An 18,987-nucleotide genomic window follows, 5' to 3' on the forward strand; every position below is an offset into this window, starting at 1 on the left:
CGAGTAGGAGTATAGAGTGATAACATGTTACAATACAGCTAAGAACATGCAATAAAGGAGAGTTTTTTACGTGAAGATTAAAGCAATTGAACCGACGCCAAGTCCAAATACAATGAAAGTTATTTTGAATGAAGTATTACCATCAGGAGCACGTAATAATTATACAAATGAAAATAAAGAACAAGCGCCAATGCAAGTGCAAGAAATTTTGAAAATTGAAGGTATTAAAGGTGTATATCATGTAGCCGACTTTTTAGCAGTGGAGCGAAATGCAAAGTATGACTGGAAAGTTTTATTACAGCAAGTTCGTGCTGTTTTTGGCGAAGAAGTAGTAGAAGAAAGTGAAGAACAACAACTTGCTCATTTTGGAGAAGTGAAAGTATTTGTTCAAATGTTCTTTACTATCCCAATGCAAGTAAAGTTAACAGATGGAACGACGGAAGAACGTGTTGGTTTACCTGACCGTTTTAAAGAATCAATTATGAAAGTTCAAATGTCTGCACCAAACGTTGTAAAAGAACGTAAATGGGTGGAACAAAGTACACGTTACGGTGATTTTGAAGAAATTGGGAAAGAAGTAGTAGAAGAGATTGTTGCTGCTTATCCGGAAGAACGTGTAAATGAAACGGTTAAAGAATTATTAAATCAGGCAGGTGCTGTTGAAGTAACGATTCAAAAGCGTGAGCCATATAAAGTAACAGAAGAGATGATGAAAGATGCTGACTGGAAAAACCGTTTTGCAGCTTTAGAACAAATGGATCCTACTGAAGAAGATATTCCAGTGTTGAAGATGGCGTTAGATGATGAAAAAGTTTCGATTCGCCGTTTAGCAACAGCATATTTAGGTATGGTAAAAGGTGATGAAGTATTACCGTTATTATATAAAGCCTTATTAGATCGCTCTGTAAGTGTTCGTCGTACTGCAGGAGATTGTTTATCAGATGTAGGTGATCCGGCGGCGATGTTCGTTATGATTAAATCTCTGAAAGATCCAAGTAAATTAGTACGCTGGCGTGCAGCGATGTTCTTATTTGAACTTGGAGATGAAAGTGCAATTCCAGCATTAAAAGCAGCGCAAGATGATCCAGAGTTTGAAGTAGCAATGCAAGCACGTCTAGCGTTAGAGCGTATTGAAGGCGGAGAAGAAGCAAAAGGTTCTGTATGGAAACAGATGACGGAGTCTCGTAAAGGGGAATAATGTATGATTGTTTTCTATGATAGTTGGTGTCCGATGTGTACGGCGGTTGCAGAACGTACGAAGAAATTAGATAAAAAGGGTAAGGTGAAATTTGTTTCATTTCGAGATGAAGATGTAGTTGAGAAGTATGAACTTTCTCAAGAACTACAAAGTAAGATGGAACAAAGATTGTATATTTTTAAAAATAATAAGTGGTATGACGGCATTCATAGCATACATGTATTAGCAAAGTCCATTCCATCTTATTGGTTTGCGGTGCCTTTTATAAAGCTATCTATCGTACTTGGATTTGGAAGTAACGTATATGATTATATCGCTAACAATAGAAAACTTGTCCCAGTTGGACATTGCCGCGGTGGGGTTTGTGAAATCCCTACAAAAAAATGAAATCATCGTTATCTTTCTTTTGCACCTATTAATAGAGCGTGATATGATGAATTTGGAATGAAAGTTGAAGGAGAGATTGCAAGATGTCAAATGCTTATGAAGAATACATGCGCCAAATGGTAATCCCAATGCGTCAAGAATTAGTGCGTTCTGGGTTTGAAGAGTTAACTACAGAAGAAGCTGTAACAGAATTTATGGAAAACACAACAGGTACAACTTTAGTAGTTGTAAACTCTGTTTGTGGTTGTGCAGCTGGTTTAGCACGTCCATCAGCAGGTCAAGCAGTTGTTCGTGCTGAAAAACAACCTGATCATCTTGTAACTGTATTCGCAGGTCAAGATAAAGATGCTACTGCAAAAATGCGTGAATACTTCGGAGAAATTCCTCCATCTTCACCATCTATGGCATTATTAAAAGGAAAAGAAGTTGTTCACTTCATTCACCGTCATGAAATTGAAGGTGCAACTATGGACGAAATTATTACGAACTTAGAGCAAGCTTTCGAAAAGAATTGCTAAAGAAGGGGGAGAGTAAATCTCCCTCTTTTCTTTATATAGAGGTGAAACAATGATAGTAACAACAGCAGGAAGAACGAATAAAGAAATGATAGATTATGCAAAGCAGGTAGCGGCAGAATTAAATCGTTCTTTCGTTAAACGTAATGACATACCAGTACATAAGCTGCATGAGCAGTATGAACAAGATGTACTTGTCGTAGGCAAAAATCGATTAGCCATTTATCCAAAAGGAACAGAGGAGTCGTTTTTCTTTCATCCAAACTCAGCGATGTTTCGTGTGAAGAGATTAATGCGCGGAGAACACGATCCGTTCGTACAAGCTGCTAAATTAGAAAGCGGAATGACAGTGTTAGATTGTACGCTCGGTATGGCATCAGATAGTATTGTGGCTAGCTATATTGTTGGTGAAAGCGGAAAAGTAACCGGACTTGAAGGCAATGAGTATATGGCTTATATTATGGAAAATGGTTTGAAAACATGGTCTTCATCCGTTTCTGAAATTGATAAAGCAATGCAACGAATTGATGTAAAGCAAACTGAGCATTACGCATTTTTAAAACAATGTGAAGATAATAGTTATGATGTCGTATATCTTGATCCGATGGTGCGCCCATAAGGGCTTTTAGGGATTCAACTTTAGCAAAGTTGTAGGTTATAGGTCACACGAAAACCTATCATCAACCAACTTATCCGAGAGGGAAACCAAACGGGGAGTGTAGCATGTTGGTAAAGCCATAAGTTGATTAGTTACCAAATCACGACTGAATGGCAAGATGAACCGTTATAGATGAGGATGAAAGCTAAACTGCTTAAACGATAGTTCAAGGGGGGATATCGAGACCCGCAACGAAAGGTAACTAGTAACGTTGTGTAGTAATAGCCATTTAACTAGGTGCTTGTTAAATAGCTCAAGAGGAATAGGGATAACATTGGACTCTATTCCTTGTGACCCATTACTAACCAGCCACTGTAAGTGGAAAAGAACGAAAGTCGCATCCGACACTATAACATGCTTGTCTCTAATTGTACTAAATGGGGATTACCTAAGTTGGAATGCCAACCTAAATTGGCTATTAAGGATGATACCAAGTGTAAAACAAGGTATGTGGCTTATGAATATCTAATAAGGTAACGGAGTTTCCGTAGTAGTCCGAAATAGGGAAAGCCTATTACATGGCGAAGGGAAACAGTTTATCAGTTTAATACGAATTAGGAAGGAGCGAGAGGCTCTATGAGAAATCCAAATGAGGTATTAAACAGTCTAAATACCAAAGCTAATAATGCAAATTATAAATACAAGAGACTCTATAGAAATCTTTATAATCCAGAGTTTTATTACATGGCATATTCTAAGATATATGCCAAAGAAGGTAATATGACTAAGGGTACAGACGGAAATAATATTGACGGAATGAGTATTGAAAGAATTAACACTCTTATAGACAGAATCAAAAATGAGACATATCAACCTTATCCAGCTAAACGAGTATATATAGATAAAGCCAATGGCGGAAAAAGACCACTAGGTATACCATCAACAGATGATAAAATTGTACAGGAAATAATAAGAAGTATCCTTGAGAGTATATATGAGCAAACATTCTCTGATAATTCACATGGGTTTAGACCTAAAAAGAGTTGTCATACGGCATTGATTCAAATTCAAAGGACATATAGAGGTGTGCGTTGGTTTGTTGAAGGAGATATAAAAGGCTTTTTCGATAACATAAATCATCTTACACTTATAAATATCCTTAGAAAAAGAATCGATGACGAAAAATTCATAAGGCTAATCTGGAAATTTCTAAGAGCAGGCTATCTAGAAGAATGGACATATAACAACACATTCTCTGGCACCCCACAAGGAGGCATAATCAGTCCCATATTATCTAATATCTACCTAAATGAATTAGATCAGTTTATGAACAATTACAAACAACAATTTGATAAGGGAATACGAAGAAAAGAAACTCGTGATTATGGCTACCTATCTGAAAAGAAATATAGATTGCGGAAAAAACATGTGAATTCATGGGGACAAATGTCAGAAGAAGAAAAGAGAGAAGTTAAAACACAATGGAACGAACTACACAAAAAACAACTCTCTATCCATTCAAAAGACCAAATGGATGCAGACTACAAAAGAATAGTATATACCAGGTATGCAGATGACTTCTTAATTGGAATAATTGGCAGTAAAGAAGATGCTACTCAGCTCAAAGAAAATCTCACGATTTTTCTTAAAGAAAAGTTAGACCTTGAATTATCACAAGAAAAAACACTCATAACTCATAGCCAAAAATTGGCACAATTTCTTGGATACGATATTACAATCTCTAGAGAACAGTCAACTGCAAAAACTACACACGGACGCACAAAAAGATTATACTCCTATACGCCTAAACTATATGTACCAAAAAGCAAATGGATAAAGAATTTACTACAAAAAGATGCATTAGTAATTGAAAATAAAATAGGTACTTGGAAAGCTAAACACAGAACTTATTTAAAAGATAATGATGATTTAGAGATTCTAAGTATCTATAATGCAGAAATACGCGGTCTATATGAGTACTATAAGTTAGCGAACAATGTAAGTGTCCTAAATAAATACAAATATATAATGGAATACAGTATGTATAAGACGTTCGCAAACAAGTACAACACAAGTGTTAAAAAAATACTCAACAAATATAAAATCAACGGAAAGTTTGGTATCCAATACAAAACAAAAAATGGCGAAAAAATAAGATATCTCTATGACAAAGGATTTCAGAGACAAAAACATACAGATAACAAACCAGAAGTTGATATTCTCCCAAATACATTAAAGATGTCTGGAAGAACGAGTCTCATTAAACGATTATTAGCTGAAGAATGTGAGATGTGTGGCAAAAAGAATCAAGCAATTGAAATGCACCACATTAGAAAGTTAAAAGACCTAAAAGGGAAAAAAATGTGGGAGCAGATGATGATATCCAGAAAAAGAAAAACCATGGCATTATGCCAACAATGTCACATAGATTTACATTTAGGTAAATTAGATTGATAAATGGAGAGCCGTATACTTGGAGACAAGTACGTACGGTTCGGGGGGGAGTATTTGGAAACCTATCATAGAAATATGACAAGGCGCTGGGTGCTTACCCTACTTTGAAGAAACTGTTATAGAATCAGATGGAATAAAAGGATTAAAACACTTCGCTTTGTATCATGATATTACTGATGAAACAATTGCGGAAGCGAAGCGTGTGGCTAGAAAGCGTGTCGTTCTGAAAGACCATTTCCGTAGTTCTAGATTTGAAAAACATAATTTTTACGTATACAAAAGAAAAAGTGCTAAGTTTCACTTTGGTGTAATTGACCCTTGCTAATTGTTTGAAAAGATGTATAATAAGCAATAATTAATTAAATATACTGTCTGTGATGAAGAGAGTAGTCTTTTTTAGAAGGAAAGCGAGCTAGGGATGGTGTGAGCCTAGTGCGGAAGAAAAAGATGAAGCGCACTTCGGAGATGCTTCTTGAACGAATAGTAGAGTAAGCCGAGGCCCCCTGTCCTCGTTATAAACGGGAAAGTGGTTCGTAATGAATAACAAGGGTGGTACCACGGGTTCAAACTCGTCTCTTTTTTAGAGACGAGTTTTTTGTATTTTAAAAATGAAGGAGGTTGTAGCATGGATTATAAAAAGCAGTTTGCAGAAAGTTTATCTAATATTTTTACGAATGAATTAACGCAAAAGCAAATTTTAGATTTAATTGAAACACCGAAACAAGATGAATTCGGAGATGTTGCATTTCCATGTTTTTCACTTGCGAAGCAATATAAAAAATCACCAGCTATTATCGCAAAGGAAGTTGCAGAGAAATTAAGTGATCCGTTTTTTGCGAAAGTAGAGGCTGTTGGTCCTTACGTAAATGTCTTTTTTAATCGTGAAACGGTAAGTGATGAAGTATTAAAAACGATTTTAGCGGAGAAAGAAGAGTACGGTCAAAATCATTTTGGATGTGAAAAGACTGTAGTTATCGATTATTCGTCTCCTAATATTGCGAAACCTTTTTCAATGGGGCATTTACGTTCTACAATGATTGGAAATTCACTGAAACATATCGCTGAAAAATGTGGCTATGAAGTTGTAGGGATTAATTATATTGGAGACTGGGGAACACAGTTTGGAAAGTTAATTACCGCTTATAAAAAATGGGGCAATGAAGCAGTAGTGAAAGAGGATCCAATCCGTGAACTATTTAAGTTATATGTTCAATTCCATGAAGAGGTAAAAGACAACGAAGAATTAGAAGAAGAAGGACGCGCTTGGTTTAAGAAATTAGAAGAAGGTGATGAAGAAGCTGTTGAGCTTTGGAATTGGTTCCGTAACGAATCTTTAAAAGAATTTTCTCGTATTTATGAACTTCTCGGTGTTGAATTTACTAATTTTCAAGGAGAAGCTTTTTATAATAATTTGATGGAAGCTTTTATTGAGATTTTAGAAGAACATGATTTGCTTGAAGAGTCAGAAGGCGCGTTAGTCGTTAATTTAGAAGAAGAGGGAATGCCGCCTTGCTTAATTAGAAAATCCGACGGTGCAACGATTTACGCAACACGTGACTTAACGGCAGCGTTATACCGTCAAAACACATATGCATTTGATAAAGCGCTATATGTAGTTGGCCCAGAACAAAGTTTACACTTCAATCAATTTTTCACTGTATTAAAAAAGCTGGGCTACACTTGGGTTGACGGCATGGAACATGTACCGTTTGGGTTCATTTTAAAAGATGGTAAGAAAATGTCGACACGTAAAGGAAGAATTATTTTACTCGAAGAAGTACTTGAGGAAGCAATCGAACTTGCAAAACAAAATATTGAAGAGAAAAATCCAAACTTAAAACAAAAAGAAGAAGTAGCGAAGCAAGTCGGTGTTGGCGCAGTTATCTTCCACGATTTAAAAAATGAGCGTATGCACAATATCGAATTTTCATTAGAAAATATGCTGAAATTTGAAGGAGAAACAGGACCGTATGTACAGTACACACATGCACGTGCTTGCTCTATTTTAAGAAAAGAAAGTGTAGAATTTGAAACATGTACATTTGCTTTAAAAGACGATCATAGCTGGAGTGTCGTAAAATTACTAAATAAATTCCCGCAAATAATTGAAGCAGCTTTCAATAAAAATGAGCCATCGATTATTTCGAAATATATATTAGATGTAGCACAATCATTCAATAAATATTATGGTAATGTTCGTATATTAGAAGAGAGCAAAGAAAAAGACAGCAGACTCGCATTGGTTTATGCTGTGACGATTGTATTAAAAGAAGGGTTACGTTTACTTGGGGTGGAGGCACCTGAGGAGATGTAAAATAAATAGGTATACGTATCATAATAGATATGTATGCCTATTTATTTTTATAGAAAATATGTAAGTAACAGTTATATTTTATAAAGTTTAAACTTTTTTGGAATTGTTTCAGGTGTAGGAATGTCCGCATAAGATGGAGAATTGTAATGTCATATAAAAAGGAGGCGTTAAACTTGAAAACGTATGATTGGAACAATAAACTAACATATTTAAAAAACACGAGAGATTTATATTACAACGACGATTATGTAAGCTTTTTAGTAAATACAGTTTGGAAGATTACTAAGCCTGTACATATCGTTGATTACGGTTGCGGATATGGTTATTTAGGCTTAGTATTAATGCCATTACTTCCAAAAGGATCAAAGTATACCGGCATTGATAGTGGAGAAACTTTATTAGCTGAAGCGAGAGCGTTATTTCGTTTACTTCCATATGAGTCAGAATTTATGGAGGGGGATGCTACAGAAATAGAATTAAACGATAAATACGATATAGCAATCTGTCATGCCTTTTTGTTACATATGAGTTCACCAAAAACGATGCTAGAAAAAATGATACATTCAATTAAAAAGGGCGGAAAAATAATCTGTTTTGAACCACATTGGATTTCTAATATGGCTTCTTATTTACTAGATGGGGAGAAACAATCGGAATTTATTCAGCTAGGTGTTTTGCAGAAATTATTTGAAAGTGATACGCAAAGAAATGGTAAAGATGGCAATATAGGCATGAAAATACCGATGTTTTTAAGTGAACTAGGCGTAAAAAATATTCAATGTAGAGTAAGTGATAAAGTGAACTTTTTAGATTCTAATATGCATCATAATGATAAAAACGATTTGTATCAATCATTAAAAGAAGAAGGGATTGCTGGTAATCCCGGTGATAAGCAACAATTTGTAGAACGTTTAATGGCTAGAGGATTAACATATGATGATGCGCTAGCTCAATATGAAGCTGAGCTCCGATTTTTTAAGGCATTTCATCTTCATTCTTCTTTAGTATATGCTCCGAATATGAAAATTACATTTGGTGAAATAGAATGTTAAAGGAGCAATACGATGAAAAATGTCGCTTAATGTCGGTAAGTCGATATTCGACATATAATCGCTGATATAATTTGAAAATCGCCGATAAAACGAAAGAATCGCTGATATATTTAAATAATCGCCGATATAATTTCATGTACTGATTTCAACTATATAAAAATAAGATCCATATGTTACGTTATTCCAGTTAATCAAACAAAATACAGAGAAAAACAATCAATTTTACTATATTTTGTTATAAATTCGAATAATATTAAATAATACTATCCATTATAGGAGATTTTAGTTGAATACCTACAATATGATGTGTAAAATCTAAGCAAGTAGCAGTTTAAATATAAATTTGAGGTGAATACATGCTAGATTTTGAGCAGTTAGATGCTTGTTTGAAAGACAAGAGATTTATAGATGGATTACAGGGAATAAATAATGAAATTTCATATATAAAAGAAACGAATACTTTATCTTATGTGAAAAAGTGGCTTGCTAATATTCCTTCACATAAGGAGTTTGATATATTAATACGTCTTACTGATGAAGGGCTTATGCACCAATACAGTTCATTCCTCATTCGCTACGCCTATAAAAAATTCCCAAATATGAGAACGCTCTCTTTATATTGTGATGAGTTAATTGATGAGCGGAAAATACTTGAAGTAGAACAGTTGTTAAAAGACTCATTAGAAGAGGTAAATAAAGAAGAGATAGACGTTGATCTTTTAGCGAAAACATATTTTACGTTAGTACGATGTTTGTTGGAAATGAAACGAAATGAAGAAGCTCTTTTTTATATGCAAAAGGCAGAGGAGTACAGTGCACGTGCTGTATTTGATAAATGGGGCTACGTGTATATGCATACAGGTGAATGGGAGAAAGCAGAAGAACAATTTATAGCTGGTATGCAGCATAAAGATTGTGAAGAGTTATCTATCTATTTATTATCACAGTTATATGCGAATAAGGGAGAACAAAAACGTGCATTACAGCTAATTGATGATGCGATTGTAAAGTTCCCGCAAGTACCATATTTTCATTTTGAAAAGGTGAAATATTTATTAGATTTAGGGAAGTATGAAGAAATGTTAGTGGTAATTGATAACATAAATAAGCAGCTTCCTTATCATGCGTATAAAACTTACTTTGTACATTTACGTGCAGAAGCGCTTTACAAAATGAATAGAATTGTAGATTTACAACAGTTATTAAAAGAAGAAAAAAGTTTAAAAGAGTCTTTATATCATAATTTAGAAAAAAATCCAGATGGCCAAAAGGTTCACTTACCGATCGTTCCAATTGTACAAAAGGATAATTATTGTGTACCGACAAGTTTAGAAATGATGTTGCAGTTATGGGGAGAAAAACGTACACAAGATGAGATAGCAGAGTTTATTTTTGATATGACAGGCTCGAAGTTTTCAGATACTGTTTCTTATTTAGAAGAATTAGGTTATGAATATCGTTATTTTAAAGGGAATGTAGAAAATTATAAGAGACTGTTAGATCAGGGGATTCCCGTCTTATTAAGTATAGATATTGAGCATGCTTCACATGTACAAGTACTAGCTGGATATGATGATACATTGCAGGCCTTTTATGTTCAAGATCCGAACTTTATAGAGCCAGTTATTGTGGAATATAGTAAGTTACAAGAAAAATATCGTTATACAGGTTGTTTAGCGATTACATTTGTTCCGAAAGAAAAGAAGGAACAGCTATCATTTTTAAATGAAGAAGAGAATACTTATTTCAAATCAATTTTTTCTTTAACGGATCATTTAGATGAACAAGATAAAGAGGGGATTCATAAGTTAGTACAGTTTTTAAAAGAGACAAGTGATAATCCGAATATGTGGTTATATACGGTTAAGCATTTAGATGTTGAAGTAGATAAAGAATTTATTTTATATTGTATAGAAAATTTAATGGAGAAGTTTCCAAACTCGGACTTTGTTAAATTACATGGTGCGCAGTGCTTTATTCGCCTTGAAGAGTTAGAAAAAGCTGGGCACATGCTTGTAAGTGTTGAGAAGAAAAATAATCGTGCCTTATATCATTTAATAAACGGAAGGTATGCTTTTGAGCAGGAAAGTTATATAGAAGCAATTTCAAGTTTTCGTTCCTCGTTACAATTAGACGCGGATCAGCCGATTGCTTGGAGTTTTCTCGCTTTATCGTATATGTATATCGACCAGTCTGAAAAGGCGTTGCAGTTTTCTCAAGTAGCTTTAGAGCGTAGTCCTGAAAGATTCACTTTAACGAATCACGGGTTAATATTGATAGATTTAGAAAGATATGAAGAAGCGTATGAAATCTTTAACGATCTGTTAAGAGAGTATAAAAATGAAGCACATGTATGGTATGAGCGAGCGAGATGTGCACATCATTTAGGGAAATTATATTTAGCAATAAAAGGGCTTAAAATAGCAATTCATTTGGATAGTAATGCACCTTACATTTATACAAAACTTTCGGAAATATACGAATCTGATTTGAAGGATGAAGAAAGTACGAAAGAAGTTTTATTAAAGGGTATTGAGAATTGTGATGATAAGGCACCTCTATACGTAAAACTTGGGGATTACCATTTCCAAAATGATAGTCTGGAAGAAGCGGAAACATTGTATACTCGTGCTTTAGAAGAAAATCATGATGATGTATATTCTCACTTCGGACTTACGCAAGTTTATATGGCAAGAGAACAATATAAGGAAGCAAAAGAATATATTCTCAGTATCGAAAAACAAATTGAAAAGAGCCAAGATTTCCTTATGAACGCTGGAATGGTTTTATGGGATGCTGAAGTTGAACTTGGTGGAAGTGAAGAAGGATTTAAAGTAGCATTGTCTAAGTTAGAGAGTGGTATAAAGCAGAGCGAATATAATGTAGCAAGTGCGTTAGATGAATATGTGAATCGAATGAAAGGAACGGTATTTGTACAACGAGGAATAGCATTCTTAAGAACGTTACAAAAAGAAAGAAATGACGTAAGTGAATATGACTGTTATACAGGTATTTTATATGAGTCGATTGGACAGTACGGCCAGGCGATGAAAAGATATAATAAGGCGATAGAACAAAAAGAAACGGCATTACCGTATTACCGAATTGGTGAAACACTTATGGCATTAGGACAATTAACGGAAGCAAAACAAGCGTATGAAAGATGTTTAGAGCTTGATGGGAATTTCATTGGTGTACATTTACAGCTTGCGGAAATATATGAAAAAGAAGAAAATCGTTCTAAAGAACAAAGTCATATGGTTCAGGCGATGAAAGAAGAGCCGTTGCATATTAATATGGAATATTTGGCACAGCTTTCAGTAGAAATGAATCTTCAGGAAGAATTGCTGGCTGAACTAGAACAATTAGCGGACGAAGTACCTGAAATATGGCGATTAGATGCGATTGCATATGTGTATGGAGCAATGAATGAAATAGATAAAGAACAAGTACAGATTGAAGAGGCACTACGATTAGATGGCGAGCATACAGAAGTTTTATATCATTATGCAAAAGTATTAGTGAAAAATAGAAATGCAAAGGCAATTGAAATTGCGATGAAAGTGATACAAAAAGATGTGAATAATGAACGTATATTTGATGTATATGTAAAAGCGATAGAACAACATAAGAAATGGTCTAACATACGAGATTTTCTTCATATATTAAAAGTAAAAAAGGCAGACAGAAGTATGGCGTTTATGTATGCTGCATCTGCGGTTACAGAAAGATGGATTGAACGTCAACAAAATGAACAGCCGAAGAAATCTATAATTACAAGAGCTTTTTATCGCATGAAAAACCGTGCGAAAGAAATTTCTATTATTACTACGATCATTGATTTATATGAAATTTCGTTACAGTTAAATCCGAAAAATAGTATGGCAGCGCAGCGATTTGCGCTATTTTACGAGAATGTGACGATGAATAAAGAGGCAATAGGTGTATTGCAAACATCGTTAGAAAGTAAATGGGATTACGATGTAGCCAAGCAACTTGTAAATCTTTTCATAGAGTGTGAGGAAGAAGATAGGTTACGGGATGCTGCAGAATTAACGAAGCAAATGGTTCGAGAGTTACCAGATGATTATGATACGCTTCTTTTACAAGCACAAGTATTCTTTAAAATGGGAGAAGAAAGAAAAGCAGAAAAGATTACTTTACAATTAACGGAGCAAACACCGTTTGTAAGTAGAGCGTTTCTTGCTTTAGGAGAAATATATCAAAGTCAAGAACGGTTTGAAGAGGCAATTCACGTATTAGAAAATGCTTCTATACATCATCCGAATGAAACAGCAATTCTTCTTTCTTTAGCATCTTCTTATCATGGTGCCGGCCAAACACGAAAGGCAGAAGAAATAGCAAATGAAGCATTAAAAATTGATGCGAGTGATTTGTTAGCGAGATACGATCGTGCTTGTTATTTAGCGCAGTTAAACAGAAATGAAGAGGCGAAGGAAGAGCTTGAAATTGTACTTCGTGAGGATGAGTCGGGATTTTTCGCTGAACTTATCGAGGATGATGAAAATTTAGCAGCATTGCGAGAATTTGAAAAGTAATTGTATAACAATCACGAAAAAGGGTATAAATGAAAATATATTTTGAATTAGTTGACAATTTATTATCCAATGGCATAAAATAGCTTTTAACAAAGTATACAAATCTGAAGACGAGAAAGAGTAAAATAGTGTACTGTTCTACAGAGAGCCGGTATGTTGCTGAAAGCCGGTGTGCAGACGTTATTTGAAAATCATCTCCGAGGAGCCGAGGCTGAAAGTAAGTAAGCCCGGACGGATGTCTACCGTTACAAAGAACACGTATGATAGTACGTTGCTAAGTGCTATTAGCGAAGAGCTAATAGAATTAGGGTGGTAACGCGGTTAAACCCGTCCCTACTTCATAGGGACGGGTTTTTTGTGTGCTTTAAAACATAAAAAGGAGTGATTGTAGATGAAGAAAGTAGATGTAAAAGAGTCAGCTGTAGGGAGAGAAACACGTATTCGTAAGCAGTGGAACGAGCAAAGTATTTTCGAGCAATCAATTCAGAATCGAGAAGGCGCACAATCGTTTGTTTTTTATGAAGGACCACCAACGGCGAATGGATTACCGCATGTAGGTCATGCGCTTGGACGAACAATTAAAGATGTAGTAGCAAGATATAAAACGATGTCTGGTTATAAAGTGTTAAGAAAAGCGGGATGGGATACACACGGTTTACCTGTAGAATTAGGTGTTGAGAAACAACTTGGTATTTCTGGTAAACATGAAATCGAAGAGTATGGAATTGAACCATTTATTAAAAAGTGTAAAGAGAGTGTATTCACATATGAGAAGCAGTGGCGTGAATTCACTGAAAGTATCGGTTATTGGGTAGATATGGATGATCCATACGTTACGTTAGAGAATCCATATATCGAAAGTGTATGGCATATTTTAGGGACGATTCATGAAAAAGGTTTATTGTATAAAGGACATAGAGTTTCACCATACTGCCCAAGCTGTCAAACTTCACTAAGTTCACATGAAGTTGCACAAGGGTATAAAACAGTAAAAGATTTAAGTGCAACAGTTAAATTTAAAGTGAAAGATAGTGAAAATGAATATTTCCTAGGCTGGACGACAACACCTTGGACACTTCCAGCCAATGTTGCGCTCGCTGTACATCCAAATATGGAATACGTGAAAGCGAAACAAGAAGGTCATGTATACATTGTTGCGAAAGAACGTGTACAAGATGTATTAAAAGAAGACTATGAAGTATTATCTGTCCATAAAGGCGAAGAATTAGTAAATACATCTTATATGCCACCATTTCCAATGAAGGAAGTTACAAATGGTTACCACGTTATCGCAGCCGATTTTGTCACGGCAGATAGTGGTACAGGACTCGTTCATATCGCACCGGCATACGGGGAAGACGATTATAGAGTCGTTCAAAGTGAAGGATTGTCATTCTTGCATGTTGTAGATGAGAAAGGTGAGTATACAGAGGCAGTACCATTTTTGAAAGGTAAATTTGTTAAAGATAGTGACGTAGATATCGTTCGTTATTTAGCGAAGGAAGGCTTACTATACCATAAAGAAAAGTATGAACATAGCTACCCGCATTGCTGGCGCTGTGATTCACCACTTCTTTATTATGCAGGAGAGAGTTGGTTAATTCGAACGACTGCAATTAAAGATACATTTTTACAAAATAACGATACTGTTACTTGGTATCCAGACCATATGAAACATGGACGATTTGGTAAGTTTTTAGAAAACATGGTGGACTGGAATATTAGCCGAAATAGATATTGGGGAACACCATTAAACGTATGGGAATGTGAAAGTTGCGATCATCAATTCGCACCGAAAAGTATTGCTGATTTAAGAAAGCATAGTACGAAAGAGACACCTGAAGACTTAGAATTGCATAAGCCATATGTAGATGAAGTGCAAGTTTGCTGCGAAAAATGCGGAAGTAAAATGAATCGTACACCAGAAGTAATTGATGTTTGGTTTGATAGTGGTTCGATGCCATTTGCGCAATATCATTATCCGTTTGAAAATAAAGAGTTATTTGAAGATCAGTTTCCAGCAGATGTAATTGCAGAAGGCATTGATCAAACACGCGGCTGGTTTTATAGTTTATTAGCAGTATCGGCACTATATACTGGAAAAGTACCGTATAAACGAGTGCTATCACTAGGGCATGTATTAGATGAAGAAGGACAGAAAATGTCTAAAAGTAAAGGGAATGCACTAGATCCAGTTGATTTAGTAAATCAGTTTGGTGCAGATGCTTTAAGATGGGCACTTCTCGTTGACAGTGCTCCGTGGAATGCGAAGCGTTTTTCTGAAAGAACAGTATTGGAAGCGAAATCTAAGTTTGTAGATACATTAGTCAATGTGTATAGCTTCTACGTTTTATATGCAAATTTAGATGAGTATAATCCAGATGAAACATATGACGTAAAGCGAACGAAATTGGATGAATGGGTATTATCAAGATTGCATAGTACAACGAAAAAAGTGAGAACTGCACTTGATGATTATCAATTTACGAATGCAGCTCGTGAAATCGCGACGCTTGTAGATGAAGTAAGTAATTGGTACGTAAGGCGATCGCGTAATCGTTTCTGGGAGTCTGGTATGAATGCTGAAAAAGCAGCTGCGTATGAGACACTTCATGAAGTACTTGTGACAATTAGTAAATTAATTGCACCATTTACACCGTTTGTCGCTGAAGATATTCATTTAAATTTAACTGGAAGTAGCGTTCATTTAGAGGATTATCCAATTGTAAATGAATCACTACTTCAACCGAAATTAGAAGCGGAGATGGATGCAGTTTTACAAGTTGTTGAACTTGGAAGAAGTAACCGTAATCAACATTCTTTAAAAGTAAAACAGCCGTTAGCGGAACTTGTATTACTTGAGCATAATGAAAATGATATGGATTGGGAATCTTATCGTGATATCGTCATGGATGAGTTAAATGTAAAAGCGTTCCATGTTGAACTCGATGAAACGAAATACACGTCTTATCAATTAAAGTTGAACTTTAAAACGGCTGGGCCGAAGTTTGGTAAAAATGTGAATGCAGTAAATGGTTGGCTAAAACAATTACCACAAGACGAGGTACAAAACTTTGTTTCTACAGAAAGAGCGGTTTACGAAGTAGCATCAGGAGAAGAAATAGTTGTAACGACTGAAGATGTAGTAGTAGAGAAAGTTGCGAAACCTGGATTCTCTAATACAACTAACGGACAATATACAGTAATGTTAGATACGAATGTAACGGAAGAATTGCTACAAGAAGGGGTAGCACGTGAATTCATTCGCGCCGTTCAAGAATATCGTAAGCAGTTGAATTTACCTGTTAATTTACGAGTAGATGTAATTCTTGATACAGAGGAAGAACTACAGCAAACGTTAACGAATCATAAAGAGTTGTTGGAAGAAAACTTACTCGTTAAACAATTTACATTTGGTCACTTAACGAATGAAGATGATGAACTATCTTTAGGTGAGACGAAAGTTCGTATTAAATTAAGCGCGACTAAGTAAAGAAAAGGAAGTTGGAATCATTCCAACTTCCTTTTTTGTATGATAGATATTTATCCGGCTAATTTTTTCATAATCGATTCGATAGGACCTCAAGAAAATTTCTTTCTAAAGTATTGTTTTCGCTTTACACATAAATATTGAGAAAATTTCACGCCCCCTGAATGGAAAGGTAATAGAATTGTTCATAGAGAATTACTCGTAGATTCAATTTTTATTCCCCCCATTTTATGGGGAATGATTGCCTAGTGGTAATGGGATAAGGTTGAGCTACTTTATTAGGGGGAGTGGTTCTATGTTTAATAAAAAAATGGTGGCAATGGCAATGACTGTGCCGTTAGTAATGGGGACGATTACTACAGTTTCGGCATTGGAAAAACAACAGCAAGTAAAGCTAGAAGCTTATTCGCCGCAGAAAAAAGCAACTGAATATTTAAAAGAAAATGCTGCGCAGTATGGATTAAAAGCAGACCTTTCAGACTTACAATATATTTCTACAACAGAAACGTCAGTAGCTTCATATGTTAGGTTCCAACAAGTTGTGAATGGTGCGCCTGTATTTTCAAAACAAATTACAGTTACTCTTAACGGTGAGGGAAAAGGAGTACTTGCTGTTTCTGATTATCAATCTGTTAAAGGTGTGAAGGAAGCTACGACAAAAATTAGTGAAAAAGATGCAATACAAAAATCAATGGCGTATGTTGGAGAAGCAAGTGAACAAAACTTATGGGCTCCTACAGAGAAAGAATTTGGATATATTATTGAAGAGGGAATTGCTCGTCCAGTATATAAAGTTGTAGTCCATTCTAATAATCCATTTGGTGCATGGGAAACATTTGTTGATGCAGAAAATGGAAAGTTAATTAAAAAGGTTGATATAAACCGTAAAGCAGAAGGATCAGGAAAAGTATTTTTACCTAACCCAGTCGTATCTAGCGGTAGTAAAGTAGGTTTAAAAGATAATAATGATGCAGATTCAACAGAGTTAACAAACCAATTAAAGACTGTTACGTTAAAAGGTTTAGATGGGACAGGATTTTTAATTGGAGAGTATGTAACGATTTCTTCAAAAGCAAAAACGAAATCTACAAACTTACAATTTAACTATACACGTGCAAATGATAGCTTTGAAGATGTGATGTCGTATTATCATATCGATACTTTACAACGTTACATTCAAAGTCTAGGTTTTAAAAATATTAATAATCGCTCTATTAAAGTGAATGTAAATGGAACGACGGCGGACAACTCATTTTATTCTCCGACAACGAAAGCTTTAACATTTGGTACTGGCGGAGTAGATGATGCAGAAGATGCGGGTATTATCGCACATGAATATGGACATTCGATTCAAGATAATCAAGTTCCTGGTTTTGGTAGTTCGGCAGAAGGCGGAGCGATGGGAGAAGGATTTGGAGACTTCTTAGGTGCTACGTATGAAGATGCAGTATCAACTACAGGGTACGGAAAAGCATGTGTTGGAGAATGGGATGCGACTGCTTATTCTAGTTCAGATCCAACGTGCTTACGCCGATTAGATAATAATAAAGTGTATCCGAAAGATATTACGAATGAAGTACATGATGATGGAGAAATTTGGGCACAAGGCCAATATGAAATGGCACAAGCATTTGGTCGTGATGTAGCAACGAAAATTATTTTACAATCGCACTGGTCGTTAACACCAAACTCTAAATTCAGTGATGGAGCGAAAGCGATTAAGCAAGCGGATGCTCTTTTATATGGCGGACAACATGCTGCGGATATCGATCGTATTTGGGCAGCGAGAGGAATTAGTACGAATTAATATAAAAAGTCGTGGCATGTATAAGCCACGACTTTTTAATTTGCTTAAGAACTGGTACTAGTAAAGTAAGCTATATGAATGATAATGTGAATTTATTCGCATTTCATTTGTTTTTTTCGTCTTTAAAAACAAAATGCTCTTTAAATTTTCTAGACTCTACTTTTTGACCATTTCTCATGGAGCGGAAAGGGTGTTCTTGCCAAGTAATAATTACATCAACTTCATCCGCTTTTGTAGAAACTGGAAAATTAACATGTTCAAATCCAGTTTTTCCACTTGCTAAACGACTTTCCTTTAGAGAAAAGAGTTCATATTTCGTTTTTGTTTTTGGTTCGTTGCGGAATACTTCGACTTGTACGTTATATACTTCACTGTTTCCAACATTTTTTACTGAAAATTGATAAGTTTGGAATTCATCTTTTTTAGCTTGAAGCTTTTTTTTGTTTACTTTTTTCGGTTCAGCAATATTCACTTGCCATTGATCAGAGTTTTGAGAGATAGGTAAAGATTTTGGTGAATAGGCGTACGTTTCATTCACTACAATTAGGCATAACAAAAGAAGAAAGAAACTAATCGCTTTTTTCATATAAACACCTCGCTATAAAATTTTTAT

10 protein-coding genes, 2 pseudogenes and 2 other annotated features are annotated in these 18,987 nt (G+C 35.3%); of the genes and pseudogenes, 11 read left to right on the forward strand and 1 reads right to left on the reverse strand.

Annotated features, from left to right (window positions below; genetic code table 11):
* Positions 1-70 precede the first annotated feature (70 nt).
* The 11 genes and pseudogenes from MKY00_RS11065 to MKY00_RS11115 all read left to right on the forward strand — a co-directional run bounded on the left by MKY00_RS11065 (position 71) and on the right by MKY00_RS11115 (position 18,374).
* Positions 71-1,198, forward strand: coding sequence for a conserved virulence factor C family protein (locus tag MKY00_RS11065; protein WP_016717350.1), 1,128 nt, complete (start codon positions 71-73; stop codon positions 1,196-1,198).
* Between the two features lie 3 nt (positions 1,199-1,201).
* Entirely contained in the window at positions 1,202-1,585 is a 384-nt protein-coding gene (locus MKY00_RS11070) for a thiol-disulfide oxidoreductase DCC family protein (RefSeq protein ID WP_014893790.1), read from the forward strand.
* Between the two features lie 83 nt (positions 1,586-1,668).
* The gene (locus MKY00_RS11075; RefSeq protein WP_000063712.1) at positions 1,669-2,103 is read left to right on the forward strand and encodes a BrxA/BrxB family bacilliredoxin; all 435 of its coding nucleotides are present in this window, start codon (positions 1,669-1,671) and stop codon (positions 2,101-2,103) included.
* Between the two features lie 49 nt (positions 2,104-2,152).
* Positions 2,153-2,707, forward strand: a pseudogene (locus MKY00_RS11080) (class I SAM-dependent methyltransferase); the annotation flags it as partial.
* Between the two features lie 627 nt (positions 2,708-3,334).
* Positions 3,335-5,152 (forward strand): reverse transcriptase/maturase family protein, encoded by a 1,818-nt coding sequence (locus MKY00_RS11085; RefSeq protein ID WP_001245660.1) that lies wholly within the window; start codon positions 3,335-3,337, stop codon positions 5,150-5,152.
* 97 nt (positions 5,153-5,249) lie between these two features.
* Positions 5,250-5,477, forward strand: a pseudogene (locus MKY00_RS11090) (class I SAM-dependent methyltransferase); the annotation flags it as partial.
* A 40-nt stretch (positions 5,478-5,517) separates the two neighbouring features.
* Positions 5,518-5,732 (forward strand) — a binding site (T-box leader).
* Positions 5,733-5,777: 45 nt separating this feature from the next.
* Entirely contained in the window at positions 5,778-7,466 is a 1,689-nt protein-coding gene (gene argS / locus MKY00_RS11095; protein ID WP_016717351.1) for an arginine--tRNA ligase, read from the forward strand.
* Between the two features lie 146 nt (positions 7,467-7,612).
* A complete protein-coding gene (locus MKY00_RS11100) occupies positions 7,613-8,518 on the forward strand; it encodes a class I SAM-dependent methyltransferase (RefSeq protein WP_050558050.1) in 906 nt (301 codons plus the stop codon).
* A gap of 356 nt (positions 8,519-8,874) precedes the next feature.
* Complete coding sequence (locus tag MKY00_RS11105; protein WP_016717353.1) at positions 8,875-13,077, forward strand: bacteriocin-processing peptidase family protein; 4,203 nt, start codon at positions 8,875-8,877, stop codon at positions 13,075-13,077.
* A gap of 98 nt (positions 13,078-13,175) precedes the next feature.
* Positions 13,176-13,415 (forward strand) — a binding site (T-box leader).
* 53 nt (positions 13,416-13,468) lie between these two features.
* Positions 13,469-16,570, forward strand: a complete 3,102-nt coding sequence (ileS, locus tag MKY00_RS11110; RefSeq protein ID WP_016717354.1) for an isoleucine--tRNA ligase — start codon at positions 13,469-13,471, stop codon at positions 16,568-16,570.
* A 292-nt stretch (positions 16,571-16,862) separates the two neighbouring features.
* Positions 16,863-18,374, forward strand: a complete 1,512-nt coding sequence (locus tag MKY00_RS11115; protein WP_016717355.1) for a M36 family metallopeptidase — start codon at positions 16,863-16,865, stop codon at positions 18,372-18,374.
* Between the two features lie 103 nt (positions 18,375-18,477).
* Here the strand turns inward: MKY00_RS11115 and MKY00_RS11120 are convergent, their stop codons facing one another.
* On the reverse strand, positions 18,478-18,960 hold the full coding sequence (locus MKY00_RS11120) for a hypothetical protein (RefSeq protein ID WP_016717356.1): 483 nt from the start codon (positions 18,958-18,960) through the stop codon (positions 18,478-18,480).
* Positions 18,961-18,987 lie beyond the last annotated feature (27 nt).

The sequence above is a fragment of the Bacillus sp. FSL R9-9834 genome, from assembly GCF_038006905.1.
Taxonomy (GTDB): domain Bacteria; phylum Bacillota; class Bacilli; order Bacillales; family Bacillaceae_G; genus Bacillus_A; species Bacillus_A pacificus.